25 protein-coding genes are annotated in these 24,174 nt (G+C 70.5%); 17 read left to right on the plus strand and 8 right to left on the minus strand.

Going from position 1 to position 24,174, the window contains the following annotated elements; translation table 11 throughout:
- Positions 1–11: 11 nt before the first annotated feature.
- The 9 genes from CJ301_RS04040 to dtd all read left to right on the plus strand — a co-directional run bounded on the left by CJ301_RS04040 (position 12) and on the right by dtd (position 8,014).
- A complete protein-coding gene (locus CJ301_RS04040; protein WP_099274552.1) occupies positions 12–923 on the plus strand; it encodes a pseudouridine synthase in 912 nt (303 codons plus the stop codon).
- 67 nt (positions 924–990) lie between these two features.
- Positions 991–1,203: a hypothetical protein gene (locus CJ301_RS04045; protein WP_099274554.1), complete on the plus strand. Its 213-nt coding sequence runs from the start codon at positions 991–993 to the stop codon at positions 1,201–1,203.
- Entirely contained in the window at positions 1,203–2,108 is a 906-nt protein-coding gene (locus CJ301_RS04050) for a 5-bromo-4-chloroindolyl phosphate hydrolysis family protein (protein ID WP_099274556.1), read from the plus strand. Before CJ301_RS04045 ends, CJ301_RS04050 begins: the two co-directional genes overlap by 1 nt.
- Positions 2,108–3,274 (plus strand): toxic anion resistance protein, encoded by a 1,167-nt coding sequence (locus CJ301_RS04055; RefSeq protein ID WP_099274558.1) that lies wholly within the window; start codon positions 2,108–2,110, stop codon positions 3,272–3,274. The genes CJ301_RS04050 and CJ301_RS04055 overlap by 1 nt, the downstream gene beginning before the upstream one ends.
- A 7-nt stretch (positions 3,275–3,281) precedes the next feature.
- Positions 3,282–4,283, plus strand: a complete 1,002-nt coding sequence (locus CJ301_RS04060; protein WP_437438406.1) for a DUF2927 domain-containing protein — start codon at positions 3,282–3,284, stop codon at positions 4,281–4,283.
- Between the two features lie 22 nt (positions 4,284–4,305).
- Positions 4,306–5,436: an SPFH domain-containing protein gene (locus CJ301_RS04065; RefSeq protein WP_099274560.1), complete on the plus strand. Its 1,131-nt coding sequence runs from the start codon at positions 4,306–4,308 to the stop codon at positions 5,434–5,436.
- A gap of 31 nt (positions 5,437–5,467) precedes the next feature.
- A complete protein-coding gene (locus tag CJ301_RS04070) occupies positions 5,468–6,583 on the plus strand; it encodes a primosomal protein N' (replication factor Y) - superfamily II helicase (protein ID WP_099274562.1) in 1,116 nt (371 codons plus the stop codon).
- A 76-nt stretch (positions 6,584–6,659) separates the two neighbouring features.
- Complete coding sequence (locus tag CJ301_RS04075) at positions 6,660–7,574, plus strand: carbohydrate kinase family protein (RefSeq protein WP_099274564.1); 915 nt, start codon at positions 6,660–6,662, stop codon at positions 7,572–7,574.
- A complete protein-coding gene (gene dtd / locus CJ301_RS04080) occupies positions 7,571–8,014 on the plus strand; it encodes a D-aminoacyl-tRNA deacylase (protein WP_099274566.1) in 444 nt (147 codons plus the stop codon). The genes CJ301_RS04075 and dtd overlap by 4 nt, the downstream gene beginning before the upstream one ends.
- Positions 8,015–8,018: 4 nt before the next feature.
- Here dtd and CJ301_RS04085 read toward each other — a convergent pair whose 3' ends face one another.
- Complete coding sequence (locus tag CJ301_RS04085; protein WP_254050064.1) at positions 8,019–8,531, minus strand: CAP domain-containing protein; 513 nt, start codon at positions 8,529–8,531, stop codon at positions 8,019–8,021.
- Positions 8,532–8,740: 209 nt separating this feature from the next.
- Positions 8,741–10,153: a diguanylate cyclase gene (locus tag CJ301_RS04090; protein ID WP_099274570.1), complete on the minus strand. Its 1,413-nt coding sequence runs from the start codon at positions 10,151–10,153 to the stop codon at positions 8,741–8,743.
- Positions 10,154–10,302: 149 nt separating this feature from the next.
- Between CJ301_RS04090 and CJ301_RS04095 the strand changes: the two genes are divergently transcribed.
- From CJ301_RS04095 to CJ301_RS04115, 5 genes are all read left to right on the plus strand, one after another.
- A complete protein-coding gene (locus CJ301_RS04095) occupies positions 10,303–10,581 on the plus strand; it encodes a DUF3572 domain-containing protein (protein WP_099274572.1) in 279 nt (92 codons plus the stop codon).
- A complete protein-coding gene (locus tag CJ301_RS04100; protein WP_099274574.1) occupies positions 10,578–11,285 on the plus strand; it encodes an HAD family hydrolase in 708 nt (235 codons plus the stop codon). Before CJ301_RS04095 ends, CJ301_RS04100 begins: the two co-directional genes overlap by 4 nt.
- Positions 11,286–11,379: 94 nt before the next feature.
- Entirely contained in the window at positions 11,380–11,952 is a 573-nt protein-coding gene (locus tag CJ301_RS04105; protein WP_099274576.1) for a fasciclin domain-containing protein, read from the plus strand.
- Positions 11,953–12,150: 198 nt separating this feature from the next.
- Positions 12,151–12,552, plus strand: coding sequence for a DUF983 domain-containing protein (locus CJ301_RS04110; protein WP_099274578.1), 402 nt, complete (start codon positions 12,151–12,153; stop codon positions 12,550–12,552).
- Positions 12,552–13,199 carry an NUDIX hydrolase gene (locus CJ301_RS04115; protein ID WP_099274580.1) on the plus strand — a complete coding sequence of 216 codons (648 nt, stop codon included), beginning with the start codon at positions 12,552–12,554 and terminating at the stop codon, positions 13,197–13,199. Before CJ301_RS04110 ends, CJ301_RS04115 begins: the two co-directional genes overlap by 1 nt.
- A gap of 10 nt (positions 13,200–13,209) precedes the next feature.
- Here CJ301_RS04115 and CJ301_RS04120 read toward each other — a convergent pair whose 3' ends face one another.
- From CJ301_RS04120 to CJ301_RS04130, 3 genes are all read right to left on the minus strand, one after another.
- A complete protein-coding gene (locus CJ301_RS04120) occupies positions 13,210–14,712 on the minus strand; it encodes a carnitine 3-dehydrogenase (protein ID WP_099274582.1) in 1,503 nt (500 codons plus the stop codon).
- Positions 14,713–14,715: 3 nt separating this feature from the next.
- Positions 14,716–15,249, minus strand: a complete 534-nt coding sequence (locus tag CJ301_RS04125) for a lipocalin family protein (protein WP_099274584.1) — start codon at positions 15,247–15,249, stop codon at positions 14,716–14,718.
- A gap of 96 nt (positions 15,250–15,345) precedes the next feature.
- Positions 15,346–16,386: an aldo/keto reductase gene (locus tag CJ301_RS04130; RefSeq protein WP_099274587.1), complete on the minus strand. Its 1,041-nt coding sequence runs from the start codon at positions 16,384–16,386 to the stop codon at positions 15,346–15,348.
- A 153-nt stretch (positions 16,387–16,539) separates the two neighbouring features.
- Here CJ301_RS04130 and metG point away from each other — a divergent pair, with 153 nt between their 5' ends.
- A complete protein-coding gene (metG, locus tag CJ301_RS04135; protein ID WP_099274589.1) occupies positions 16,540–18,252 on the plus strand; it encodes a methionine--tRNA ligase in 1,713 nt (570 codons plus the stop codon).
- 92 nt (positions 18,253–18,344) lie between these two features.
- Positions 18,345–18,830, plus strand: a complete 486-nt coding sequence (locus tag CJ301_RS04140) for a hypothetical protein (protein ID WP_162620411.1) — start codon at positions 18,345–18,347, stop codon at positions 18,828–18,830.
- Here the strand turns inward: CJ301_RS04140 and CJ301_RS04145 are convergent.
- A complete protein-coding gene (locus CJ301_RS04145; protein WP_099274594.1) occupies positions 18,827–19,924 on the minus strand; it encodes a S1C family serine protease in 1,098 nt (365 codons plus the stop codon). The genes CJ301_RS04140 and CJ301_RS04145 overlap by 4 nt on opposite strands.
- Before the next feature lie 77 nt (positions 19,925–20,001).
- On the opposite strand from CJ301_RS04145, the gene CJ301_RS04150 reads away from it, so the two are divergent.
- A complete protein-coding gene (locus CJ301_RS04150) occupies positions 20,002–20,820 on the plus strand; it encodes a lytic murein transglycosylase (RefSeq protein WP_099274596.1) in 819 nt (272 codons plus the stop codon).
- A 34-nt stretch (positions 20,821–20,854) separates the two neighbouring features.
- Here the strand turns inward: CJ301_RS04150 and CJ301_RS04155 are convergent, their stop codons facing one another.
- Both CJ301_RS04155 and CJ301_RS04160 read right to left on the minus strand, forming a co-directional pair.
- Entirely contained in the window at positions 20,855–23,455 is a 2,601-nt protein-coding gene (locus tag CJ301_RS04155) for a hybrid sensor histidine kinase/response regulator (protein ID WP_162620412.1), read from the minus strand.
- 10 nt (positions 23,456–23,465) lie between these two features.
- Positions 23,466–23,969: an oxidoreductase gene (locus CJ301_RS04160; RefSeq protein WP_099274600.1), complete on the minus strand. Its 504-nt coding sequence runs from the start codon at positions 23,967–23,969 to the stop codon at positions 23,466–23,468.
- Between the last annotated feature and the right edge of the window lie 205 nt (positions 23,970–24,174).

The following is a 24,174-nucleotide window of genomic DNA, read 5'->3' on the forward strand; positions in this document are numbered from 1 at the left end:
ATGGCGGGGGCATGGACAAGAACGACACCCCAGAGGGCGACCGGATCGCCAAGGTTCTCGCGCGTGCCGGCGTCGCCTCGCGCCGCGAGGCGGAGCGCATGATCGAGGATGGCCGCGTCAAGGTGAACGGCACGCGGATCTTTTCCCCGGCGCTGAACGTGACGCAAAAGGACCGCATCACCGTCGATGGCGCGCCGCTCGCCGCGCCCGAGCCCGCGCGGCTGTGGCTCTATCACAAGCCCGCGGGCCTCGTGACCTCCGCCTCGGACGAGAAGGGCCGCAAGACCGTCTTCGACGAGCTGCCGGACGACCTGCCGCGGGTGATGAGCGTGGGCCGTCTCGACCTCAACTCCGAGGGGCTGTTGCTGCTCACCAATGACGGCGAGCTGAAGCGTCGGCTGGAGCTGCCCTCCACGGGCTGGCTCAGGCGCTACCGGGTGCGGATCAACGGCTCGGTCAGCGAGGAAAAGCTCGACCGGCTGCGCAAGGGTATCTCGGTCGAGGGCGTCGATTACCAGCCGATGCAGGTGACCTTCGATCGCCAGCAGGGTGCCAATGCGTGGCTGACGATCGGGCTGCGCGAGGGCAAGAACCGCGAGATCCGCCGTGTCATGGCCGCGCTCGAGGTGACGGTGAACCGGCTGATCCGGGTCAGCTACGGCCCGTTCCAGATCGGCAATCTTCAGCCCGGCGAAGTCGAGGAGATCCGGCCCAAGGTGCTGCGCGAGCAGCTGGGCGAAAGCGACGGCCCCAAGGTGCAGCGCCGCCGCCCCGATGGCAGCCCCGGCGCCAGGCCCGCTGTGCGTGGTGGCGGCAAGGACGGCCCCAGGGGGCCGGGCGGCGCGCGCAAGCAGGCCGCGAAGGCGCAGCCGGGGCGCGGCGCGCCCTCCGGCGGGCGGGGGCCGAAACCGCCCAAACGCTGAGCGCCTCTCGAAAACGCGTGGCATGGCCCCTATTATCCAAGAGGACTGACCAAGGAATTCACGGGCCATGATGCGACTTGTCCTGCTGCTGCTCATCGCCGCCGCGCTGGTCTTTGCCGGCGGCCAGGCGCTCAAGGCGCTGCGCGGCCTGGCGCGACGGCGCGCCGCGCCGCCCGTCCCACAGGAGGATGCCATGCCTGCCCCGTTTCGGACGATCGCCTATATCGTGCTGTTGGCGCTGATGGCCGGCACCGCCACCGGCCTGCTGGGGGCCGGCTGATGGCGCGGCGCTTCGGCGGGCGCTACAGCCCCGGACAGAGCGATGACGGCACCGCCGCCCCCGCCCCCGATCCGCGCGATGCGCCGCGGATCGACCCGGCGGGCGCGCGGGTGAACCTGCTCTTCGTGCCGCCCGCCCTTCTGGCGCTGTTCTCGCTCGGCGCGGGGCCTGCCGGTCTCGTCGCGGGGCTCGCGGGCGCGGGCGTGCTCGCGGCGGCGGCGTTCCTCTTGCGCGACGGGCTTCGGGCCGAGGCCGAATGGCGTGCGCGCGCCGTGGCGCGCCGCCCGGCCTGGCCGCGCAAGATGATGGCCTCGGGGCTCACCGGCCTCGGCGTGGCACTCGCGGCATGGTCCGGCGATGGCGGGATCGTCGGTGCCGCGCTCTACGGGCTCGCGGCCTCGGGGCTGCATGTCGCCTCCTTCGGGATCGACCCGATGTCGGACAAGCGGATCGAGGGGGTGGACGACCACCAGCAGGACCGGGTGGCCAAGGTGGTCGACGAGGCCGAGAGCTATCTCGCGCAGATGCGCGAGGCGATCTCGGGCCTGCGCGACCGCCACCTCGACGAGCGCGTCACCGCCTTTCAGGCCCGCGCGCGCGAGATGATCCGCACCGTGGAGCGCGATCCGCGCGACCTGACGCAGGCGCGGCGCTATCTCGGCGTCTACCTGATGGGCGCGCGCGACGCTTCGGTGAAATTCGCGGAGCTTTGGCAGCGAAACCGCGACAGCGCGGCGCGGGCCGAGTATGAATCGCTCCTGACGGATCTCGACGCCAACTTCGCGGCCCGCACCGAGACGATGCTGCTTTCGGACCGGACCGACATGGATATCGAGATCCGGGTGTTGCGGGATCGCCTGGCGCGCGAGGGCGTTGTGGCGAAGTCTGAAGAAGGGAACGAGTGATGTCCGACAAGACCCGCGACGCGGCGGCCGCCCGCATGACCGAGATCGAGGTGCTGAACGACGCGCGCCTGCCCGACCCGGCGCCCGAGCTGACGCTGGAGGCGGCCGCGCCCGAGCAAAGCGCCGAGATCCGCAAGCGGATGACCGAGATCGACCTCGGCGACACCAATTCCATCGTGCGCTTCGGCTCGGGCGCGCAGGCCGAATTGCAGCAGATCAGCCAGTCGATGCTGCAGGGCGTGCAGAACAAGGATGTGGGCCCGGCGGGCGACAGCCTGCGCGACATCGTCGCCACGATCCGCGGCTTCGACGTGGGCGAGCTCGACCCGAACCGCAAACGCTCATTGTGGGACAGGCTGATGGGCCGCGCCAAGCCGCTGGCGAAGTTCACCGAGCGCTACCGCGAGGTGCAAGGCCAGATCGACCGCATCACCGACGAGCTTCTGCGCCACGAGCACGCGCTGATGAAGGACATCGAGAGCCTCGACGTGCTCTACGACAAGACGCTCGCCTTCTATGACGAGCTGGCGCTCTACATCGCCGCCGGCGAGGCGCGGCTGAGGGAGATCGACGAGAGCGAGATCCCGGCGCAGCAGGCCCGGGTCGAGGCCGCCCCCGAGGAGGAGCAGGTCATGGCCGCGCAGGAGCTGCGCGACATGCGCGCCGCGCGCGACGATCTGGAGCGCCGGGTGCACGACCTCAAGCTCACCCGGCAGGTGACGATGCAGTCCCTGCCCTCGATCCGTCTGGTGCAGGAGAACGACAAGAGCCTCGTCACCAAGATCAACTCGACCCTCGTGAACACCGTGCCGCTGTGGGAGACGCAGCTGGCGCAGGCGGTGACGATCCAGCGCGGCGCGGCGGCGGCGGGTGCCGTGCGCGAGGCCAATGATCTCACCAACGATCTTCTGCGCTCGAACGCCGAGAACCTGCGCTCGGCCAACAAGGCGATCCGCACCGAGATGGAGCGCGGCGTGTTCGACATCGAGGCGGTGAAGGCGGCCAATGCCAACCTCATCGCCACGATCGACGAAAGCCTCGACATCGCCGATGAGGGCAAGCGCAAGCGCGCCGAGGCCGAGGCCGAGCTGCGCCGCATGGAAGACGAGCTGAAATCGGCGCTGGGTGCCGCGCGCGGCCGGGCCGCCGCGCCCTCGCGGGGGTGAGCGGGGCATGGGGGTGCGGTCGCTCGGCATGATCCTCGGGGCATCGGTCCTGGCATTCGCGGCGGGCTGCGCGCCTGAGGTCGAGCTCGTGCCCGTGACACCGCCGCGCAACCAGCCGGTGGCCAAGGCGCCGACCCCCAGCGCCCCGGAGGCGACCCCGGCGCCGCAGCCGCGCCCCGCCGCCAGCCCCGACCCGGCGCGCTCGGCGGCGAGCAAGGCCCTGTCGCAGCATTACGCGCGGCTGCAATCCGACCTCGTGACCCAGGGCCTGTTGCGCGGCGATGGCGGCGGGCCGGACACGCCCTTCACCGACACGATGCTGGCGCGCAACTTCATCCGCATCGCGCTTTACGACGAATACGTGGCCGATGGCGCGAACCTGCGCGCCGAGGCGACGATGAGCCGCCTGCGCCGCTGGGAGACGCCGATCCGCATGGATGTGCAGTTCGGCGAGACCGTCCCCGCCAAGCAGCGCGCGCGCGACCGCAATGCCGTCGCGGCCTATGCCGCGCGGCTGTCGCGGCTCACCGGCGTGCCGATCGGCCAGACCGCGGGCGAGGGCAATTTCTCGGTGCTGATCCTCAACGAGGAGGACCGGCTCGGCTATGAGGCGAAGCTCAAGCAGATGGTGCCGGGCATCGCCGAAAGCTCGGTGCGCGCCTTCCTGAACCCGTCGCGCTCGACGCTGTGCCTCGTCATCGCCTTCTCGGAAGATGGCGGCAATACCTACAGCCGCGCCGTGGCGCTGATCCGGGGCGAGCATCCCGACATGCTGCGCCTTGCCTGCATCCACGAGGAGCTGGCCCAAGGCATGGGGCTGGCCAATGACAGCCCGCAGGCGCGCCCCTCGATCTTCAACGACGACGAGGAGTTCGGCCTGCTGACGCGGCATGACGAGCTCTTGCTGAAAATGCTCTACGACCCGCGGCTTCGCCCCGGGATGAGCGCCGTCGAGGCCGCGCCGATCGCGCGGCGGATCGCGGCGGAACTGGTCGGCGGCAACAGCTGACCCTCACGACAGGAGACGATTCATGGGCATTCTCGATTTCCTTTCCGGCCAGTTCATCGACGTCATCCACTGGACCGATGACAGCCGCGACACCATGGTCTGGCGCTTCGAGCGCGAGGGCCACGAGATCAAGTACGGCGCCAAGCTCACCGTGCGCGAGGGGCAGGCGGCGGTCTTCGTGCATGAGGGCCAGCTGGCGGATGTGTTCAAGCCCGGTCTCTACATGCTCGAGACCAACAACATGCCGATCATGACCTCGCTGCAGCATTGGGACCACGGCTTCCGCTCGCCGTTCAAGTCCGAGGTCTACTTCGTCAACACCACCCGGATCACCAACCAGAAATGGGGCACCAAGAACCCGGTGATGTGCCGCGATCCCGAATTCGGCCCCGTGCGGCTGCGCGCCTTCGGCTCCTACGCGATGCGGGTTGCGGACCCGGCGCTGTTCTTGCGCGAGATCGTCGGCACGGATGGCGAATTCACCACGCAGGAAATCTCCTACCAGATCCGCAACATCGTCGTGCAGGAGGCAAGCCGGGTGCTCGCGGGATCGGGCATCCCGGTGCTCGACATGGCGGCCAATACCGGCGATCTGGGCCGCGTGGTGCGCGAGGCCATCTCCCCGGTGATCGCGCAATACGGTCTGGAGATCCCCGAATTCTACGTCGAGAACATCTCCCTGCCCGATGCGGTCGAGCGCGCGCTCGACAAGCGGACCTCGATGGGGATCGTCGGCGATCTGAACCGTTTCGGCCAGTATTCCGCCGCCGAGGCGATGACCACCGCCGCCGCCAACCCCTCTGGCACGATGGGGGCCGGCATGGGCTTCGGCATGGGCATGGTCGCGGGGCAAGGCCCATGGGGGCCGATGCCCGGCGCGCAGCAGCAGCCGCAACAGCCGCAGCCCCCGCAGGCCGCGCCGCCCCCGCCACCGCCGCCCCCGGCCGAGCATGTCTGGCATCTGGCGGTGAATGGCGAGGTTTCGGGCCCGTTCTCCAAGGCCCGTCTGGGCCGCATGGTGACCGAGGGTGGCTTTGGCCGCGACACCCATGTCTGGACCGCCGGTCAGGACGGCTGGAAGCGGGCCGAGGATGTGGACGAGCTGGCGCAGCTCTTCACCGTGATGCCACCGCCGCCGCCGCCCGCCCCGTGAGCTTCGTCGTGCGCCGTCCCATGAGCCGCGCATGACCGGTCTGGCCGATCCCGCGCCCGCGCAGGTCGTCGAGGAGCACCGCTTTCCCTGCCCGGTCTGCGGCAGCGACATGCATTACGCCCCCGGCACCTCGGAGCTGGTCTGCACCCATTGCGGCCACCACGAGGCGATCGCGCCGCTGCGCGACCCCGAGGCCACGCGCGAGATCGACTTCGAAAGCGCCCGGCGCGGCGAGGTGCCGCTCTCCGAGATCGAGGAGACGCGCATCGCCGCCTGCCCCAATTGCGGCGCGCAGGTGGAGTTCGCGCCCGGCACCCATGCCACGCGCTGCCCCTATTGCGACACCGCCGTGGTCGCCGATACCGGCACACATCGTCATATCAAGCCGCGCGCGCTGCTGCCCTTCGAGGTCGACGAGGCGCATGCGCACGAGGCGCTGACGCGCTGGCTCGGCAGCCTGTGGTTCGCGCCGAACGGGCTCAGGGCATACGCCCGCAAGGGGCGGCGGATGAACGGCATCTACGTGCCGTTCTGGACCTTCGACGCGCAGACCGAGACCGCCTATCGCGGCCAGCGCGGCGACACCTATTACGTCACCCGCACGGTGATGCGCGACGGCAAGCCCACCCAGGTCAGCGAGCCGCGCATCCGCTGGCGGCGGGTGCGCGGCCGGGTCGCGCGCTTCTTCGACGACATCCTCGTGCTCGGCTCGACCTCCCTGCCCAAGGCCCATACCGACAGGCTCGGGCCCTGGGACCTTCCGGCGCTGACCCCCTACCGGCCCGAATACGTGGCGGGCTTCATGGCCGAGGGCTACCAGGTGGAACTCGACGCGGCCTATGAGGAGGCGCGCGGGATCATGGAGGACGTCATCCGCACGGATGTGCGCGCCGATATCGGCGGCGACCAGCAGCGGATCGAGGCGATGGAGACGCGGATCTCGGACGTCACCTTCAAGCATGTGCTGCTGCCGGTCTGGACCGCCGCCTATCGCTACCGCGGGCAAAGCTACGCCTTCGTGGTCAATGCCCGCTCGGGCAAGGTGCAGGGCGCGCGGCCCTATTCGAAGTGGAAGATCGCGCTCGCGGTGATCGCCGCTTTGATCGCGGCTGCAATCCTGGGCTATTTCGGCTATCTCAACCAGTGAGCCCGCTTGCACGACCCCGTGTCAGGCGGCATTGTCCGCGCCGATCCCGATGCCCCAAGATCCGGAAGGAAACGGAATGATCCTCGCCTGCGGCGAAGCCCTGATCGACATGCTGCCCCGTCGCACCGAAAGTGGCGAGACCGCCTTCGCGCCCTATGCGGGCGGCGCGGTGTTCAACACCGCCATCGCCATGGGCCGGATGGGCGCGCCCGCCGGTTTCTTCTCGGGCATCTCCTCGGACATGTTCGGCGACCTGCTGCGCGAATCGCTGGAGGCCTCGAAGGTCGACACCTTCCCGGCGCATATCTCCGACCGGCCGACCACGCTGGCCTTCGTGACGCTGGCCGACGGCCATGCCAGCTACAGCTTCTACGACGAGAACACCGCCGGGCGGATGCTGAGCGAGGACGACCTGCCCGAGCCGGGGGCGGATGCGCTGTTCTTCGGCGGCATCTCCCTCGTGGTCGAGCCCTGCGGCACCGCCTACGAGGCTTTGCAGGCGCGCGAGAGCGAGGCTCGCGTCACCATGATCGACCCCAATATCCGCCCCGGCTTCATCCGCGACGAAGCAAGCTACCGCGCCCGGCTCGACCGGATGATCGCGCGGGCCGACATCGTGAAGGTCTCGGACGAGGATCTGCACTGGCTCGAGGGCGAGGGCGAGACCGCCGATCTCGCGCGCAGGATGCTCGCCAAGGGCCCGGCGCTGGTCTGCATCACCGAAGGCGCCAAGGGCGCCACCGGCTATACCGACGACCACACCGTCAGCGTCGCCTCGCACAAGGTCGAGGTGGCCGACACGGTCGGCGCGGGCGACACCTTCAACGCCGGGGTGCTGGTCAGCCTGCACCGCGCGGGGCTGCTCACCAAGGAGGCGATCGACACGCTCACCGAGGCGCAGATTCGCGATGCGCTGGCGCTGGGCGCGCAGGCCGCCGCCATCACCGTCAGCCGCGCCGGCGCCAACCCGCCCTGGGCCGACGAGCTTTGAAGGCGCTGATCCAGCGCGTCTCGGAGGCCAGCGTCAGCGTCGATGGCGCGGTCGTGGGCCGCTGCGGGCCGGGCCTGCTGGTGCTGGCCTGCGCGATGCAGGGCGACAGCGACGCCCTGCCCGCGCGGATGGCCGCCAAGATCGCCAAGCTGCGCATCTTCCGCGACGATCAGGGCCGGATGAACCGCTCGCTCATCGACACCGGCGGCGCGGCTTTGGTGGTGAGCCAGTTCACGCTGGCCGCCGACACCCGCACCGGCAACCGCCCCGGCTTTTCCGCCGCGGCCGCGCCCGAGATCGGCGAGCGGCTCTATGCCGCGCTGGCCGAGGAGCTGGCGGCACTTGGCGTGCCGGTCGAGACCGGGCGTTTCGGCGCCGACATGAAGGTGGCGCTGGTCAATGACGGGCCGGTGACCATCCCGCTGGAGATCACCGGCTAGGGCGTCAGCAGGGCTGCGCCATCACCAGCACCCAGACCGGTCCCTTCGCGCCCTGCGCGATGCCGACGCCGAACTCCTGCGCGCGATCAAGCGCCATCACCTGCCTGTGGCCGGGCGAGCCCTGCCAGCCGGTGATGATCTGCTGCGCGCGCGGATAGCCCCAGGCGAGGTTCTCGGCGCTCACCCCGGCGCAGTAGCCGGTGCGCTCGACCCGGGCGCGGTGGTTCGAGCCGTCGCTGCCGCGATGGCTGAAACTGCCGCTGCTGGCCATGTCGCAGGCCTGGGTCTGCGCGGCGCGCGACAGTTCCCGGGCATGCGACACGGGGCGCAGCCCCTCGGAGGCGCGAAAGGCATTGAGGCCCGCGGCGATCCGCGTCGCCTTGGCATTGGCCTCCTCGGGCAGGACGCAGCCCGTGGTGGCGGCGCTGGCAGCGGTGGCGGCAAGGCCGGTGAAGCCGGGCACAAGCCCGAAGGCGGGCAGCGCGGCGACCGCCGCGGCCATCAAAGATCGTCTCATCTGCTATCCTCGAATGCGTTTGCGGCAATTCGCAGAATGAATGTGGCAAGCACAAGGCGCGGCGCCATGCACGGGCCGGCCTTGGCGATCCTCCGCGCGTTCGCGCCATGGGCCCGAGCGGCAGGCTGCCGATGAAGGGCGCCGACGCGAGACGGGCGATCCGGCCCCATTGTCCTACCGGATCACGGCACCCCCAGCATCGCCGCGGCCTAGGCCGCGCTCAGGCTGACGGTGACCCGGTTGCGGCCGGTTTCCTTCGCGGCATAGAGCGCCGCATCGGCGCGGCGCATCAGCGCCTCGGCCTCGGCCTCTGCCCCGGTCCCGGTGCCGATGCCGGTGCCGGTGCCGCGCGGCCCCAAGGCCACGCCGATCGAGACGGTGACCCGGCATGACAGCCCGCCGCCCATGGCGAAGGGCGCGTCGCGGATGCGGCGGCGCAGCCGTTCGGCGGCGGTGCGCGCCTGTTCGAGCGTGGTGTCGGGCATCGCCACGAGAAACTCCTCGCCGCCGATCCGCGCCAGCAGGTCGGCCGGGCGCAGCCCGTCGCGCAGCCGGCCCGCCACCTGCGCCAGCACCTCGTCGCCCGCCGCATGGCCATGCCGGTCATTGACCGCCTTGAACAGGTCAATGTCGAGCAGCATCACCGCGATCGAGCGGTCGCGGGCCTGCGCGCCCTCGATCAGCCGCACCAAATGCGGCCGCGCATAGCGCCGGTTCCACAGCCCGGTCAGCGGATCGGTCAGCGCCGCTTCGAGCCCGTAGCGCTCGGTCGCGCGCAGGCGGTCGGCCAGAAGCTTGCGGCGCAGCAGGCGGCGCGCGCGGTGGGCGATCTCGTCCGGCCCGACCGAGGCGGAGACGGTGTCGTCGGCGCCCAGGTCGAGCAGCATCGCCGCCTCGCGCGCCGCGTCGGGCAGCAGCACGAGCTGGGCCGCGCGCCGTGTCGCCGACCGGCTGCGCAGCTCCGCCACGATCCGGCGCAGCTCGCGCGCGGGCAGCGCGTCGCGGCCCGGTGCCGCGCCATCGATGACGAAGAGATCCTCCTCGTGATCGGCCGCCGCGAAGAAGGCGGTGGGGTCCACATGCCGCAGGGGGCCCGGCAGGCCGCAATGCGCGATCGCGCCCGCGCCGTCATGCGGCGCGATGACCGCGATGCGCTGGCGCGGCGCAAAGCCCGCCGCGCCTTCGGAAAACCCGAGCGCCTGGTGGGTCGCCTCGCGGCGCGCCAGCTCGGCCTCTGTATCGCGCGCGCGCAGCAGGTTGCGCAGCCGCGCCTGCAGCAGCACGGTCGGCACCGGCGGTACCATCACCTCGTCGGCCCCCGCCTCCAGCAGGGCGAGGCGCTGCCCCGCCCCGGAGGGGGGCGAGGAAATGATGACCGGAAGCCGCGCGCCCTCGGCCCCGATGCGCAGCCGGGCGAGAAAGGCCAGCACCGCGCCGATCCCGCCGGGCGCGCCCGCGCCGGTGGCCACGAAGACCAGGTCGAGCGCCGGATCGGGCAGCTGCGACAGCGCCGCGTCGAAGCCGTCGCAATGGCGGCAGTCGAAGCCGACGGCCCCGAGCGCGCCCTCGTCGAGAGCCCGTCCCGTTCCGGCATGATCGACGATAAGGATGCGACCCGACATGCAGATGTCCTTGTTCGGGCCCCATGCCCTCCGACCGGCCATCCGAACGAAGGACCGCCGATGACGAATTCAGGCTTGTGCCCACTCCCGGTTTCAAGGGTCGTCAAGAATGGTTAACAAATGCTTTCACGGGCCGGAAGGAGGCAAGGATGAAGCGGGAACGTGCCGAGGTGATCGCGCTGGGGGCGCTGGGCTGGCTGGCGGGAAACGACGAGCTCTGGCCGGTGTTTCTCGGCGCCACGGGTGCTGCCGCCGAGGATCTGCGTGACCGGGCGGCGGAGCCCGATTTCCAGGCCTCCGTGCTCGAATTCCTGACCAATGACGACGAATGGGTCACCGCATTCTGCGACATGGCGGGCTATGGCTATGACGAGCCGCATCTCGCCATGCTGGTGCTGGCGGGCCCGTCGCGCATGCATTGGACATGAGCCCCGCCGCGCTGATCTTCGACAAGGACGGCACGCTGTTCGACTTCCAGGCCACATGGGGCGGCTGGTCGCGCGGGATGATCGAGGCCGAGGCGGGCGGCGATGCGGCGCTGACCCATGCGCTCGCCGCGGCCCTTGGATATGACATGCAGGCCGGGCGCTTTTCGTCCGACAGCATCGTCATCGCCGCCACGCCCCCCGAGATCGCCGACCGGATGCTGCCGCTTCTGCCCGGGCAGGACCGCGCGGCGCTGATCGCGCGGATGAACGCGCGCGCGGCGCGCGCGCCGCAGGTGCCGGCGGTGCCGCTCGGCCCGCTCTTCGAGGATCTGGCGGCGCGGGGGCTGGCGCTCGGCCTCGTGACCAATGATGCGGAGGCCCCCGCCCGCGCCCATCTCGGCGCCGCCGGGCTCGGCGCGGCCTTCGGCTTCGTCGCCGGGGCCGATAGCGGTTTCGGCGGCAAGCCCGCGCCGGGCCAGCTTCTGGCCTGCGCGGCGGCTCTCGGCCTTGCCCCGGCCGATTGCGCGATGATCGGCGACAGCCTGCACGACCTGCACGCCGCCCGCGCCGCCGGGATGACCGCCATCGCCGTGCTGAGCGGCATCGCGGGGCGCGGGACGCTGGCGCCCCATGCCGATCTCGTGCTGGAGGACATCGGCGGCCTGCCCGGCTGGCTCGACGGCAAAGGCATCACGAAAGCGTGATGCGCGCCTTTGCAACCGGCCCTCTCCCGCCACCGTGTCTGGGGGCATCACGGAAGGCGCGCATGCCTTCCGGTCATGTCAGGGAGACGACAGCATGAACCTCAGGACCCTTTTCGCCGGCACCGCCATCGCCCTCACCTCGACGGCCGCGCTGGCCGAAACCCATGCCGAGACCGGCAACCCGATGGTCGGCGGCGCCGCCATGTTCCCCGAGAAGACCATCGTCGAGAACGCAGTGAACTCGGCCGATCACACCACGCTGGTCGCCGCCGTGAAGGCCGCGGGCCTCGTCGAGACGCTGTCGGGCGACGGCCCCTTCACCGTCTTCGCGCCGACCAACGCCGCCTTCGCCGCCCTGCCCGAAGGCTCGGTCGACGATCTGCTCAAGCCCGAGAACAAGGACCGCCTGACCGAGATCCTGACCTGCCACGTCGTCGCGGCCAACGCGATGTCGGATGCGATCCTTGGCATGATCGCGGATGACGGCGGCATGCATGATGTCGAGACGGTGGGCGGCTGCACCTTCACCGTCTCGGAAGGCGATGACGGCACCATCATGATCACCGATGGCCAGGACCGCACCGCCACTGTCACCGTGGCGGATGTCAGGCAGTCGAACGGCGTGATCCATGTGATCGACGGCGTGCTGCTGCCCGCGGTCGAGTAAGCCCTTCGAAAGATGGCCGGTTCTTGCACTCACGTACCGGCCACAGGCCCGTCGCGCAGGACGCGGCGGGCCGTTTTCGCGGGGGCCGCCCTCTCGGGCCGACACGCGGCATCGCGCCGCAACCCGGCCCTCCGGTCTTTCAATATGGCCGCGAAGCGCGCATGTGAAGGGGAGACGCCACCAGCCGAGGAGCCCCGGATGAGCGAGCCCGTCCACCAGCCAGACGCCGAAGCCGACGATCGCCCGTCGCGGCCCGCGATGCTGCGCGGCTTTCGCAGGCGCTGCCCGAACTGCGGCGAAGGCGGCCTGTTCCAGGGCTATCTCAAGGTGGTCGATCGCTGCCCGGTCTGCCGCGAGGAGCTGTGCCACCACCGCGCCGATGACGGGCCGGCCTATCTGACGATCCTGATCGTCGGGCATCTGCTGGCCCCGGTGATCCATGTGGGCTTCACCCGGTTCCGCCCCGATCCGCTGGTCATGGCCACGGTGCTGACCGTGGCGGCGGTGGCGTTGTCGCTCTATCTTCTGCCCCGGCTCAAGGGCGTGGTCGTGGGCATCCAGTGGGCGCGGCGGATGCACGGTTTCGGCAAGGTGCATTGATGCCCCCTCCCGCGCCGATCCGCGACGCGGCGACGGTGATCCTGCTGCGCGAGACGCCGCAGGGCCCGTCGGTGCTGATGGGGCGGCGCGGCGCGCGGGCGGCCTTCATGCCGTCGAAATACGTGTTTCCGGGCGGCGCGCTCGATCCGGTGGATGCCACCGTGCCCTTCGCAGCACCGCTGCCCGCGCATCACGCCGACCGCTTCGGGAACAAGACCGGGCCGCTGGCGGCCTGCGCCATCCGCGAGCTGTGGGAGGAAACCGGCCAGATCCTCGGTCGGCCAGCCGACTGGCCCGATGCGCCCCCCGGCTGGCGCGGCTTCGCGCGCAGCGGCCACCGCCCCGATGCGGCCGCGCTCGTGCCGGTGTTCCGGGCGGTGACGCCGCCGGGCCAGTCGCGCCGCTTCGATGCGCGGTTCTTCCTCGCCCCGGCCGAGCGCCTCGCCAGCGACCCCGACGATTTCACCCGCGCCGAGGACGAGCTGGCGCATCTGCACTGGGTGCCTCTGGCGCGCAGCGACGGGCTCGATCTGCCGCGGATCACGCAGCTGGCGCTGCAGGAGCTGCGCGCCCGGCTGGACGACCCAGACCCCGCGCGCCCGGTGCCGTTCTTTCACGGCACCATGGAGCAGGACACGCCGCTCTGATGCGGCAGGCTCATTCCGCCTCTTCGGCGCCCTTGCGCGAGATCGGCCGCCCGACCGCCGCCCCCGCCCCTTCGGGCGCGGGCAGATGGGCATGCGCCTTGGCCACGCGGCCCAGCCGCTCCTGCAGATCGGCGGGCGGGGCGGCGGCGCGGCGGCTTTCGAGATCGACATGCACCAGCATGTGCTCGGCCGTGGCCACCAGCCGCGAGGATTCCCACATCCGGTGAAATATCCGCGCCCGGCGCCCCTCGGCCAGCAGAAGCTGCGTGTCGATCGTGATCTGCCCGCCCGCGCGCACCTCGGCCAGGTGCCGGATATGGGTCTCGGCGGTAAAGAAGCTCTGGCCGCAGGCGATGTATTCGTCGTCGCAGCCGACCAGCGCCAGAAAGCGGTCGGTCGCGTCGCCGAAGGCCTGCAGGTAGCGATGCTCGGTCATGTGACCGTTGCGATCGGCCCAGTCGAGCGGCACGGCGCGCGCCCCTGTCGGCAGCGGCCCGGTGAGCGACATCGCGTCGAGCCCCTGTGGCGCACCGCCGATCCGCCGGTCGGTCGCGTTGAGAAGCCGCCCCGCGCCCCAGTCGCGCGCCTTGAGCCCGCGCAGGATCGCCACGAGATTGGCGTCGCGGATCCGCTCCAGCTCGGCGATGGCGCGGCGGCCCGACTGGCTGTCGGATTGCGCGGCGATGGTCTCGATCAGCTCCTCGGTCAGCTCCGGCACGTCGGTCAGCTTGCTCCACGGCCCCTTGAGCACCGCGCCGGCCTGCGACAGCGCCTGCCGCACGCCCGTCTCGCCGCTGGCGATGCGAAAGCTTTCGAACAGCCCCATCTGCGCCCAGCGCAACCCGAAGCCATAGCGGATCGCGTCGTCGATCTCGGCGGTTTCGGCCACCCCGTCGGAGACCAGCCAGAGCGCCTCGCGCCAGACCGCCTCGAGCAGCCGGTCGGCGACATGCGCGTCGATCTCGCGGCGCAGGAACAGCGGGTGGCTGCCGATGTCGCGCAGCGTGGTGCGGATGCGCTCGATCCGCGCATCGCCCGTGCCCGGCCCGGTGACGATCTCGACCAGCGGCAGAAGATAGACCGGGTCGAAGGGATGCGCGACGACGATCTGGCCGGGCCGGGCCGCGCCCTCGGCCAGCTCGGAAGGGCGAAAGCCGGAGGTGGAGGAGCCGATGATCGCGGCTTCGGTGCAGGCGGCCTGTATGGCGGCATAGACCTCGTGCTTGAGCTCGAGCCGCTCTGGCACGCTTTCCTGGATCCATTCGGCGCCGGTCACCGCCTCCGCCAGATCCTCGTGAAAGCTCACCTCCCCCTCTTCGGGAAGCGCCACGTCCCACAGCCCCGGCATGGCGGCGCGGGCGCGCGCCATCACCGCCTCGACCCGTGGCTGCGCGTCCTTGTCGGTGTCGTGGACGCGCACGTTCCAGCCCATCAGCGCGAACCGCGCGGCCCAGCCGCCGCCGATCACGCCCGCGCCGACCACCGCCGCCGTTCTCGCCCCCGATGCCACCATGGTTCAGCCTCCCCTGGCGGCCTCGAGCGCGCCGGTGTCGTATCCGTTGAAATCGAGCATCTCGCGCGCCGCCCGCGCCCGGTCCGCCGCGGCCTGTCCGGGGCGGTGCATGATCCAGCCATGCGCCCCGTCGGGCGCGCCGAACGCGGCGGTGCGAAACCCGTCATCGGCCCAGAGCAGCCACCACGGCGCGCCGCCCGCCTCGAAGCGCCCGCGCCCCTGCGCGACCACCGGCAGCAGCCGCGCCGCCCCGCCCCCCGTGATCCGCGCCACGCCGCCCCCGGCCTCCAGTTCGAGCGTCATGCGCTCGCCCGCCCGGACCGGGCCGCCCGGATAGGCGGCGGCGACCAGCCAGTCGCCGTTCAGATCCGGGGCCGCGCCGCGCAGGCTCGAAGCGATCGGCGCGGTCGTGTCGCGAAACGCGGGGCCTGCCGCCGGATCGGGCGCCTTTGCCCCGCCGCAGGCGGCGAGCCAAAGCAGCGCCGCGAAGGCGGGCATCGCGCTGCAGGAGCGCCGCAGGGAGGCGATGGCGGTCACGGGATCCTCCGAATTGTCGCATGGCCCTCGCAGCCGGTGCCCCGCCGGGCGGGCTGGAGGCGGAGCGCGAAGTCTGGCACGCGCTCCGCCATTGCCTCAATAGGGCATCGGGTGGCGCTTGTGCGCCGCGTCGATCTCGGAGACGACCTCGTCCGAAAGCACCACCTCGCGCCCCGCGAGGATGCGTGCCAGCTGATCGGTGTTGCTCGCGCCGAAGATCGGGCAGACCGGGAAGGGCCGCGTGCGCTGCCAGGCCAGCGCCATGTGCACCGGGTCGAGCCCGTGCTTTTCGGCGATGTCGAGATAGGCCTGCGTCGCGCCGATCACCCGGTCGGTCTTGCGCCCGCCCAGATCGCCGTTGATCGCCAGCCGCGAGCCTTCGGGGATGCCGTTTTGGTACTTGCCGGTGAGATAGCCGCAGGCGAGCGGCGAATAGGACAGCAGCAGCACGTCTTCGTTCACCGCCATCTCGGCCATGTCGGTGTCGTAGAGCCGCGACAGCAGCGAGTATTCGTTCTGGACCGAGGCGACGCGCGGGCCGCCCTGCGCCTCGGCGCGGTCGATCCAGCGGGTGGTGCCCCATGCGCTCTCGTTCGAAAGACCGAAGGCGCGGATCTTGCCCTCGGCGACGAGATCCTTGAGCGTCGCCAGCACCCCGTCCATGTGATCGCGGGTGCGCGCGGGGTCCTGCCCCGAAGGGTCGAAGCCCCAGTACTGGCGGAAGTGATAGGAGCCACGCTCGGGCCAGTGCAGCTGGTAGAGGTCGATCACATCGGTCTTCAGCCGCCTGAGCGAGCCTTCGACGATCTCGCGGATATTGCCGCCATCATAGCCCTTGCCGTCGCGCACGAAGCCGCCATTGGGCCCCGAGGCCTTGGTGGCGATCCGGTAGGCATCGCGCTTGCCGGTCTTTTCGATCCAGTTGCCGATGATCTCCTCGGTGCGGCCCACCGTCTCGGCCTTGACCGGGTTGACCGGATACATCTCGGCGGCGTCGAGAAAGTCGATCCCCGCTTCGAGCGCCATGTCGAGCTGGCGATGCGCGTCGTCCTGCGGCGTCTGGCTGCCATAGGTCATCGTGCCCAGGCACCATTCGCTGACCTCGATGCCGCTGCGGCCAAGGGGGATCTTCTTCATGTCGGGCCTTCCTGTGTTCGGGCCGGACGCATGGCCCGGCTGCGAGGCGCAGAGGTAGAGCGCGGCGGCCCGCTCGGCAAGCGCGCGCCTACTGGCCTAAGCCGGGCGGGATCGCTACACGGGGCCGCGGACGCAGCGAAGGACACCAGCAGCATGGCACGGCATCTCATCACCTCGGCCATCCCCTACATCAACGGGATCAAGCATCTGGGCAATCTGGTGGGCAGCCAGCTGCCCGCCGACCTCTTCGCGCGCTACCAGCGCGGACGCGGCCACGAGGTCATGTTTCTCTGCGCCACCGACGAGCACGGCACCCCCGCCGAGCTCGCCGCCGCCAAGGCGGGCAAGCCGGTGGCCGAATACTGCGCCGAGATGCACGAGACCCAAGCCGAGATCGCGCGCGGCTTCCGACTTTCCTTCGATCATTTCGGCCGCTCGTCGAGCCCGCAGAACCACAGGCTGACGCAGCATTTCGCGGCGCGGCTCGATCAGGCCGGGCTGATCGAGGAGCGGGTCGAGACGCAGATCTATTCGAAGGCCGATGGCCGCTACCTGCCCGACCGCTACATCGAGGGCACCTGCCCCAATTGCGGCTTCGAGAGCGCGCGCGGCGACCAGTGCGACAACTGCACCAAGCAGCTCGACCCCATCGACCTGATCGAGCCGCGCTCGGTGATCTCGGGCTCGACCGATCTGGAGCCGCGCGAAACCAAGCATCTCTATCTCAAGCAAAGCGGCATGCGCGGCCAGTTGCAGGACTGGATCGACAGCAAGGGCGACTGGCCGGTGCTGACCACCTCGATCGCCAAGAAGTGGCTCAATGACGGCGACGGGCTGCAGGACCGGGGCATCACCCGCGATCTCGACTGGGGCATCCCGGTGAAGAAGGGCGAGGAAGACTGGCCCGGCATGGAGGGCAAGGTCTTCTATGTCTGGTTCGACGCGCCGATCGAATACATCGCCTGCGCGCAGGAATGGGTCGATGCGGGCAAGGGGGATGATTGGGAGCGCTGGTGGCGCACCGATCGCGGCGCGGACGACGTGCGCTACACCCAGTTCATGGGCAAGGACAACGTGCCGTTCCACACGCTGAGCTTTCCTGCGACCATCCTCGGCTCGGGCGAGCCGTGGAAGCTCGTCGATTACATCAAGTCGTTCAACTACCTGAATTATGATGGCGGCCAGTTCTCGACCAGCCGCGGCCGCGGCGTGTTCATGGATCAGGCGCTCGAAGTGCTGCCCGCCGATTACTGGCGCTGGTGGCTCCTGTCGCACGCCCCCGAAAGCTCGGATGCCGAGTTCACCTGGGAGAATTTCCAGCAATCGGTGAACAAGGATCTCGCCGACGTGCTGGGCAACTTCGTCAGCCGCGTCACCAAGTTCTGCCGCTCCAAGTTCGGCGAGGAGGTTCCGGCGGGCGGCGCGCATGGCGAGCGCGAGACGGCGCTCATCGCCGATCTGGAGCGCCGGCTGCGGGCCTATGAGGGCCACATGGACGCGATCGAGGTGCGCAAGGCGGCGATGGAGCTGCGCGGCATCTGGGTGGCGGGCAACGAATACCTGCAGGACGCCGCCCCTTGGGCCACCTTCAAGACCGAGCCCGAGACGGCGGCGATGCAGATCCGCCTCGCGCTCAACCTGATCCGGCTCTACGCGGTGCTCTCGGCCCCCTTCATTCCCGACGCGTCGGCGCAGCTCATGCAGGCGATGAAGACCGAGGACGACGCCTGGCCCGGCGACGTGGCGCAGGCGCTGTCGGCCCTGCAAGCGGGGCACGGCTTCGCGGTGCCCGAGGTGAGTTTCCGCAAGATCACCGACGAGGAGCGCGAGGGCTGGCAGGTCCGTTTCGCGGGCAAGCGGGACTGAGCGCACGAAAAAATCGCGCGCAAGCGGGCTTGGGGGCTGGATCGGAGGGGCACAGTTCGGGCTAGTCTGTCCGTGCAGGACAGGAGCCCGAAATGAGCCAGCCCCTTAGACGAATGCCCACCACCCGCGGCACGCTTCTGATGACCGACGAGCCCGCCCCGCGCCTCGAACGCGCCGCCTGGGGCGCGATACTGGCGGGCGGGCTGGTCGGGGTGGCGCTGATGGTGCCCCTGGTGCTGATCTGGCGCGGCATGGAGGCGCGGTTGGCGGAGCATGGCGACCCGGCTCTCGCGCTGCTGCCGCTGCTGGCGCTGGCGGGCGGCGGCTGGAGCGCGGCCTCGCTCTCGGGGGCGGTGCGCCGCCGGGCCGCGGCGCTGCATGGCGTCGGGGTATGGGCGCTCTTGCTGGTGCCGGTGACCGGGCTCGCGATCTTTGCGCCAGAGGTGCTCGAACGGGCGGTGCCGGGGCTGGCCGAGATGGCGCGCGCCGCGAATGGCGAGCTTGTGCTCGGCGTGCTGGCGCTGGCGGGGCTCTTCGCGGCGATGCTCGGCGGGCGCCTGGCCGCGCCGCGCCTCTAGCGCCCTGCCAGCAGCTCGAGCGTGACCTCCCGGCTGCGGCCATTGCGCGACAGGGTCAGCGTGACGCTCTCGCCGGGCCGGCGCCGGTCGATCAGCCCCAGAAGATCGTCGAGCCCGGTGACTGCCATGCCATCGAGCGCCACCACCACGTCGCCGGGCAGGAGCCGCCCGCGCGCCACGCGCGCCGGCGCGATGCCCTTGCGCGCGGCCTCCGAGCCCGGCGCGACATCGAGCACCAGCGCCCCCGCAAGCCCCTGCCGGTTCACCGCCGCGTTGATCCGCGCGTCGAAGCCGAGCCCCAGCGAGGGCGGGCTGTAGCGGCCGGTCTCGATCAGCTGCGGCACCACCCGCGCCACGGTGGAGACCGGCACGGCGAAGCCGATGCCCGCGCTCGCGCCCGAAGGCGAGAAGATCGCCGTGTTGACCCCGACGAGCCGCCCGCGCGCATCGAGCAGCGGCCCGCCGGAATTGCCCGGGTTGATCGCGGCGTCGGTCTGGATCAGCCCGCGGATCGTGCGGCCCCGGTCGCCCGGCAGGTCGCGGTCGAGCGCGGAGACGATGCCGGTGGTCAGGGTCCAGTCGAGGCCGAAGGGATTGCCGATCGCCAGCACCGACTGCCCCACTTCGAGCGCGCCCTGCCCCGGTTCGGGGCGCGGCAGCGGGCCGGGCAGATCCTCCGCCGCGATGCGCAGCACCGCGAGATCATGGCTCGGGGCGCGGCCCACCACCCGCGCCTGAAGCGAGCGGCCATCGGCCAGCTGCACCGTGGCGCCGCTCGCCTCGCTGATCACGTGATCATTGGTGACGACATGGCCCGCCTCGTCCCACAGGAAGCCCGAGCCCGAGCCCAAGGGCCGCTCGCCCGCCCGACGGGTGAAGGGATCGACCACGCGGGCCGAGGTGGTGATCGCCACGACGCTGTCGCGCGCGGCGCGAAACACCGCGATGGTGCGCGATTCCTCGGGCTCGAGACTGGCCGGGCCCGGCGGCAGTGGCGCGGGCGCCGCCGTCTGGGGCGTGGTGACGTATCGCCCGGCCAGAAAGGCCGCGACGAGCATCAGGGCGAGAGCCGCTCCTGCAAGGCTGGCGCGCATGATCGTCTCTCCCCTTCACATTGCCGCTGCATTGGCCCGGGCTAGATGGAGCGAAAACCCCGGTCGCCCAGCGGCCGATGCCAATTTACGGGAGTTATCTCTTGAAACACGTGCTTTCCACCCTTCTCGCGCTGGGTCTCGGCGCAAGCTCCGCCGCCGCCGCCACCTGCGGCAACGACGCATCGGGCTTCGACCGCTGGAAGCAGGAATTCGCCACCGAGGCGGCGGCGCAGGGCGTGGGCCAGGCCGGGCTGAACGCGCTGGCCAATACCAGCTATGCCCAGCGCACGATCAATGCCGACCGCAACCAGAAGAGCTTCGACTACTCGCTCGACAAGTTCATGCAGGTGCGCGGCGCCGATACCATCGTGGCGCAGGGCCGTCAGAAGCTCGCCTCCAATCCCGGCTTCTGGCAGAGCCTCGAAAACCAGTATGGCGTGCCCGCGGGCGTTCTGATCGCGATCCATGGCATGGAGACCGGCTTTGGCGGTTTCATGGGCGATTCCAACGTGCTCTCCGCGATCTCGACGCTGGCCTATGACTGCCGCCGCTCCGAGTTCTTCTCGCGCCACGCGCTGGCGGCGCTCAAGCTCGTGGATCGCGGCGCCATCGCGCCCAATTCGATCGGCGCGATGCATGGCGAGCTGGGCCACACGCAGTTCCTGCCCGGCAACATCCTGCGCTACGGGGTGGACGGCAATGGCGATGGCCGGGTCGATCTCACCAACCTGACCGACGCCATGGCCTCGACCGCCAACTACCTGCGCCAGAAGGGCTGGCAGCCGGGGGCGGGCTTTCAGGAGGGGCAGCCCAACTTCCGGGTGATCCAGGAATGGAACGCCGCGGGCGTCTACCAGAAGGCGATCGCGCTGATGGCGGCGCGGATCGAGGGCTGATCCCCGCTTTGCCCCTTGTGCCGCAGGCGGTCGGTCAGGAGCCGACCGCCTCGGTCTCAAGTGCCGCGAGGCGGCGGCGCGCCACGTCGAGCGTGCGCGTGATCTGGCAATCGAGCCGGCCGATCTCGCCCCGCTCGAACAGCGCCGGCGCGCGGCGCTCCATCTCCCCCAGCGTTTCCACGGGCTTGCTCATGCCGAGCATCGCCGCGCCGCCGCGCAGCTTGTGGGCCAGCGCCGCGACGCTGTCCTCGGCCGGGGCATCGCCGACGAGCCGGGGCTCCGCCTCGCGCCACTCCGCTTCGAACCGCTCCAGCGCGCGGGCGAGCTGTTCGGCGCCGAGCATCTCGGCCATCTCGTCGAAATCGTCGATGTCGATAAGCCCCGCCTCGGGTTCGGCCCGCGCGGCCGGTTCGGGCCTTGGCGCGGCATGGCCCGCCTGCGCATCCGGCACCGCGGCGGAGCCTTCGAATTCGGCGAGCACACGGCGCAGCACCGGCAGGCGCAGCGGCTTGGCATAGACCTCCGACATGCCCGCCCCGAGACCGGCGGCGCGGGCGCTCACCGAACCATGGGCGGTCAGGCCGATGATCGGCGGCTGCCGGTCGGCGGGAAGCGTCTCGCGGATGGCGCGGGTGGCGTCGATCCCGCCCATGACCGGCATCTCGAAATCCATCAGCACCAGGTCGAAGCTCTCCGCCTTCAGCCGCTCCACCCCCTTCTGCCCGTTCTGCGCCTCGCTCACCGCATGGCCGAATTTCTGCAACATGCCGCGCAGCACCATGCGGTTGACCGCGTTGTCCTCGATCACGAGGATCGAGAGCCGCGCGGATTCGGTGACGGGAACAATCGCGTTGGGTTCGGGCGTATCGAGCGGCGGCGGCACGCGCTGCAGCGGCAGCTCCAGCCGGAAGACGCTGCCCTTGCCGGGGCTGCTCTGCACGATGATGTCGCCCCCCATCAGCCGCGCCAGCCGGCGCGAGATGGCCAGGCCCAGCCCGTCGCTGCGGCCCTGCCGCCCCTCGGGGCGCGCCCGGCTCACGAATTCGGCAAAGACCTTCTCGATGTCCTGCGGCGCGATGCCGATCCCGGTGTCACGCACCTCGATGTCGAGCCCTTCCGCCCCGAGCGTCAGCCTGACCGTGATCGATCCGCGCTCGGTGAACTTGATGGCGTTGCCGATCAGGTTGGTGATCACCTGGGCGACGCGGTTCGGATCGCCCGCATACCAGGTTCCCAGATCCGCCTCGTCGGCCTCCAGTTCGAGCGGCAGGTCCTTTTCGGCGGCGAGCGGGCGCAGCACCGACAGCAGACGCTGCAGCATCGGCCCCGGCGCGAAGGGCAGGGTCTCGACCTTTTCCTCGCCGGTCTCGATGCGGGTGATGTCGAGCGACTCGTTGACCAGCTGCAGGAGGATCTCGGCCGAGGCCAGCGCGACGCCGACCTGCCGGCGCTGATCCGCGTCCAGATCGGTGGTGTCCAGAAGATCGAGCACCCCCATGATGCCGTTGAGCGGGGTGCGCATCTCGTGGCTCATCACCGCGAGGAAGCGCGACTTGGCCCTGTCGGCGCGCTCGGCGGCGTCTCGCGCGTCGATCAGCCGGCTCTGGCTGGCCTTGAGATCGGTGATGTCGCGCATGTAGCCGATGAAGAGAGGCCCCTTCGGGCCGTCGACACTGGTCAGGACGGCCTCGATCGGAAACACCTCGCCATCGCGGCGCTGGGCGCTGAGTTCCAGCCGCCCCGCCCCGATCAGCTCGCCCTTGCCCAGCCGCAGGAAGTTGCGGATCCGCTCGGCGAAGGCCGCGCGCCGGTCGGTCGGCACGATGGTCTCGAAGACCGGGCGGCCCATCACCTCCTCCTTGCGCCAGCCGAAGATCTCCTCGGCCGCCGGGTTGAACTCGGTGATGGAGCCCTCGTGATCGACCACGACGATCGCGTCGAGCGAGGAGCCGATCACCGAGGCGAGCCGTTCGGCGGTCTGCGACAGCACCCGGTCGCGCTCCATCACCCGGCGGCGCTGCACGTCGATGAGCCGCAACAGCGCGCCGAGCAGGATCAGCAGCAGCCCGCCCGCCAGCGCCGTGAACTCGGCCTGCCGGCGCACCTCGTGGCGATGGGCCTCGGCCTCTTCGGCGAGGATGTCCAGGCCGTTGAGCGACAGGTCGCGCTTGTGCGCCTGCACCTCGAGCGTCGCCTCGTAGACCTCGCGCAGCGCCGCCCGGTCGACCTCACCGGCAAGCAGCCGGTCGACCTCCTCGACATAGGCGTCGATGAAGGTCAGGAGCCTCGGCACTTCGGGATGTTCGCGCAAGGAGCGCCCGATCTCGCCGCTGCGCACCAGCCCGAGACGGCTCACCATGATGTCGAAACGCAGCTTCAGCCCGTCGATGTCGGGGGTGTCGCTGGCGACCTCGGCCATGACATCGCGCGCGAAGATCGCGTTTTCGAGCTCGAGCTGCGCCAGGGTCCACTGGGTGTTGTCGGTCCAGGCGCTGTCGAGCATGTGGATCTGCCGGCCCAGCATCCAGCCCAGCGACAGCACCATCGTCAGGACGATCGCCGCCGCGATCCCGAGCCCGGTGCGGATGTTGAGCCGCCGCCGCCGGGCCTTTCCTTGCGCCGCGTCCGGCCTCACCACCGCGCGCTCATTCCAGCACGGTCATCTGCGCCAGCTGCCAGATGCTGCGGTGGTAGATTTCCTCGCGGCGGTAGCGCGCGTCGAGATCATAGGGGTAGACCAGCCAGTAAGGCCCCTTGTCGCGGACCGAGACCGTCTCGCCATCGATGCGGGTGGCGACGATCGGCAGCTCGGGCGTGATCTCGTCGAGCGGGATCTCGACCTTGTAATCGTTCAGCGCCGCCAGCTGCAGCACCCCGCCCTCCTGTCCGATCGCCTCGGACAGGCCGGCCTCGTCGAGAAGCACCGCCACCGGCACCCCGGAGAAGGACTGGATCTCGTCGGTCCAGACCGTCGCCGTCTCGAAGCTCACCTGCGGCAGGGCATCGAGGGCTTCGAGGTCGAACAGCATGTGCGCCTCGCCCTCGCGCCCGACCGAGAGCGTCCCCGGCGTCATCTCGGCCCGGGCCGCGCCCGCCATCGTCTGCGAGAGCATCAGCGCCGCCACGGCGCATCTCAGGGTCGCGTTCATCCGGTGGCCTCGTTGCTTGCCCGTCATCTCGCGGCAGAATGCACGATGAGGGCGGCAAAGACCAACGCCCTTCGCCACGACCGCCCGGATCGTGACGTCAGGGCCCCAATCCGGCACGAATGACCGCACCGGCCCGCGGAAGGTCATGGAATCGACCGTTTCCCGCATTATCGATTCTGCTATCATGGGCCGGGGGTTCGACATG

The sequence above is a fragment of the Limimaricola cinnabarinus genome, assembly GCF_002723615.1.
Classification (GTDB): Bacteria; Pseudomonadota; Alphaproteobacteria; order Rhodobacterales; family Rhodobacteraceae; genus Limimaricola; species Limimaricola cinnabarinus_B.

What these genes read in the sequence shown, in the direction of transcription:
- metG (WP_099274589.1), top strand. Translation starts at nt 16,540, where the DNA reads ATGGCACGGCATCTCATCACCTCGGCCATCCCCTACATCAACGGGATC.
- CJ301_RS04045 (WP_099274554.1), top strand. Translation starts at nt 991, where the DNA reads ATGATGCGACTTGTCCTGCTGCTGCTCATCGCCGCCGCGCTGGTCTTT.
- CJ301_RS04065 (WP_099274560.1), top strand. Translation starts at nt 4,306, where the DNA reads ATGGGCATTCTCGATTTCCTTTCCGGCCAGTTCATCGACGTCATCCAC.
- CJ301_RS04150 (WP_099274596.1), top strand. Translation starts at nt 20,002, where the DNA reads ATGCCAATTTACGGGAGTTATCTCTTGAAACACGTGCTTTCCACCCTT.
- CJ301_RS04160 (WP_099274600.1), bottom strand. Translation starts at nt 23,969, where the DNA reads ATGAACGCGACCCTGAGATGCGCCGTGGCGGCGCTGATGCTCTCGCAG.
- CJ301_RS04075 (WP_099274564.1), top strand. Translation starts at nt 6,660, where the DNA reads ATGATCCTCGCCTGCGGCGAAGCCCTGATCGACATGCTGCCCCGTCGC.
- CJ301_RS04085 (WP_254050064.1), bottom strand. Translation starts at nt 8,531, where the DNA reads ATGAGACGATCTTTGATGGCCGCGGCGGTCGCCGCGCTGCCCGCCTTC.
- CJ301_RS04055 (WP_099274558.1), top strand. Translation starts at nt 2,108, where the DNA reads ATGTCCGACAAGACCCGCGACGCGGCGGCCGCCCGCATGACCGAGATC.
- CJ301_RS04095 (WP_099274572.1), top strand. Translation starts at nt 10,303, where the DNA reads ATGAAGCGGGAACGTGCCGAGGTGATCGCGCTGGGGGCGCTGGGCTGG.
- CJ301_RS04105 (WP_099274576.1), top strand. Translation starts at nt 11,380, where the DNA reads ATGAACCTCAGGACCCTTTTCGCCGGCACCGCCATCGCCCTCACCTCG.
- CJ301_RS04090 (WP_099274570.1), bottom strand. Translation starts at nt 10,153, where the DNA reads ATGTCGGGTCGCATCCTTATCGTCGATCATGCCGGAACGGGACGGGCT.
- CJ301_RS04140 (WP_162620411.1), top strand. Translation starts at nt 18,345, where the DNA reads ATGAGCCAGCCCCTTAGACGAATGCCCACCACCCGCGGCACGCTTCTG.
- CJ301_RS04120 (WP_099274582.1), bottom strand. Translation starts at nt 14,712, where the DNA reads ATGGTGGCATCGGGGGCGAGAACGGCGGCGGTGGTCGGCGCGGGCGTG.
- CJ301_RS04145 (WP_099274594.1), bottom strand. Translation starts at nt 19,924, where the DNA reads ATGCGCGCCAGCCTTGCAGGAGCGGCTCTCGCCCTGATGCTCGTCGCG.
- CJ301_RS04110 (WP_099274578.1), top strand. Translation starts at nt 12,151, where the DNA reads ATGAGCGAGCCCGTCCACCAGCCAGACGCCGAAGCCGACGATCGCCCG.
- CJ301_RS04040 (WP_099274552.1), top strand. Translation starts at nt 12, where the DNA reads ATGGACAAGAACGACACCCCAGAGGGCGACCGGATCGCCAAGGTTCTC.
- CJ301_RS04115 (WP_099274580.1), top strand. Translation starts at nt 12,552, where the DNA reads ATGCCCCCTCCCGCGCCGATCCGCGACGCGGCGACGGTGATCCTGCTG.
- CJ301_RS04130 (WP_099274587.1), bottom strand. Translation starts at nt 16,386, where the DNA reads ATGAAGAAGATCCCCCTTGGCCGCAGCGGCATCGAGGTCAGCGAATGG.
- CJ301_RS04050 (WP_099274556.1), top strand. Translation starts at nt 1,203, where the DNA reads ATGGCGCGGCGCTTCGGCGGGCGCTACAGCCCCGGACAGAGCGATGAC.
- CJ301_RS04060 (WP_437438406.1), top strand. Translation starts at nt 3,282, where the DNA reads ATGGGGGTGCGGTCGCTCGGCATGATCCTCGGGGCATCGGTCCTGGCA.
- CJ301_RS04070 (WP_099274562.1), top strand. Translation starts at nt 5,468, where the DNA reads ATGACCGGTCTGGCCGATCCCGCGCCCGCGCAGGTCGTCGAGGAGCAC.
- CJ301_RS04100 (WP_099274574.1), top strand. Translation starts at nt 10,578, where the DNA reads ATGAGCCCCGCCGCGCTGATCTTCGACAAGGACGGCACGCTGTTCGAC.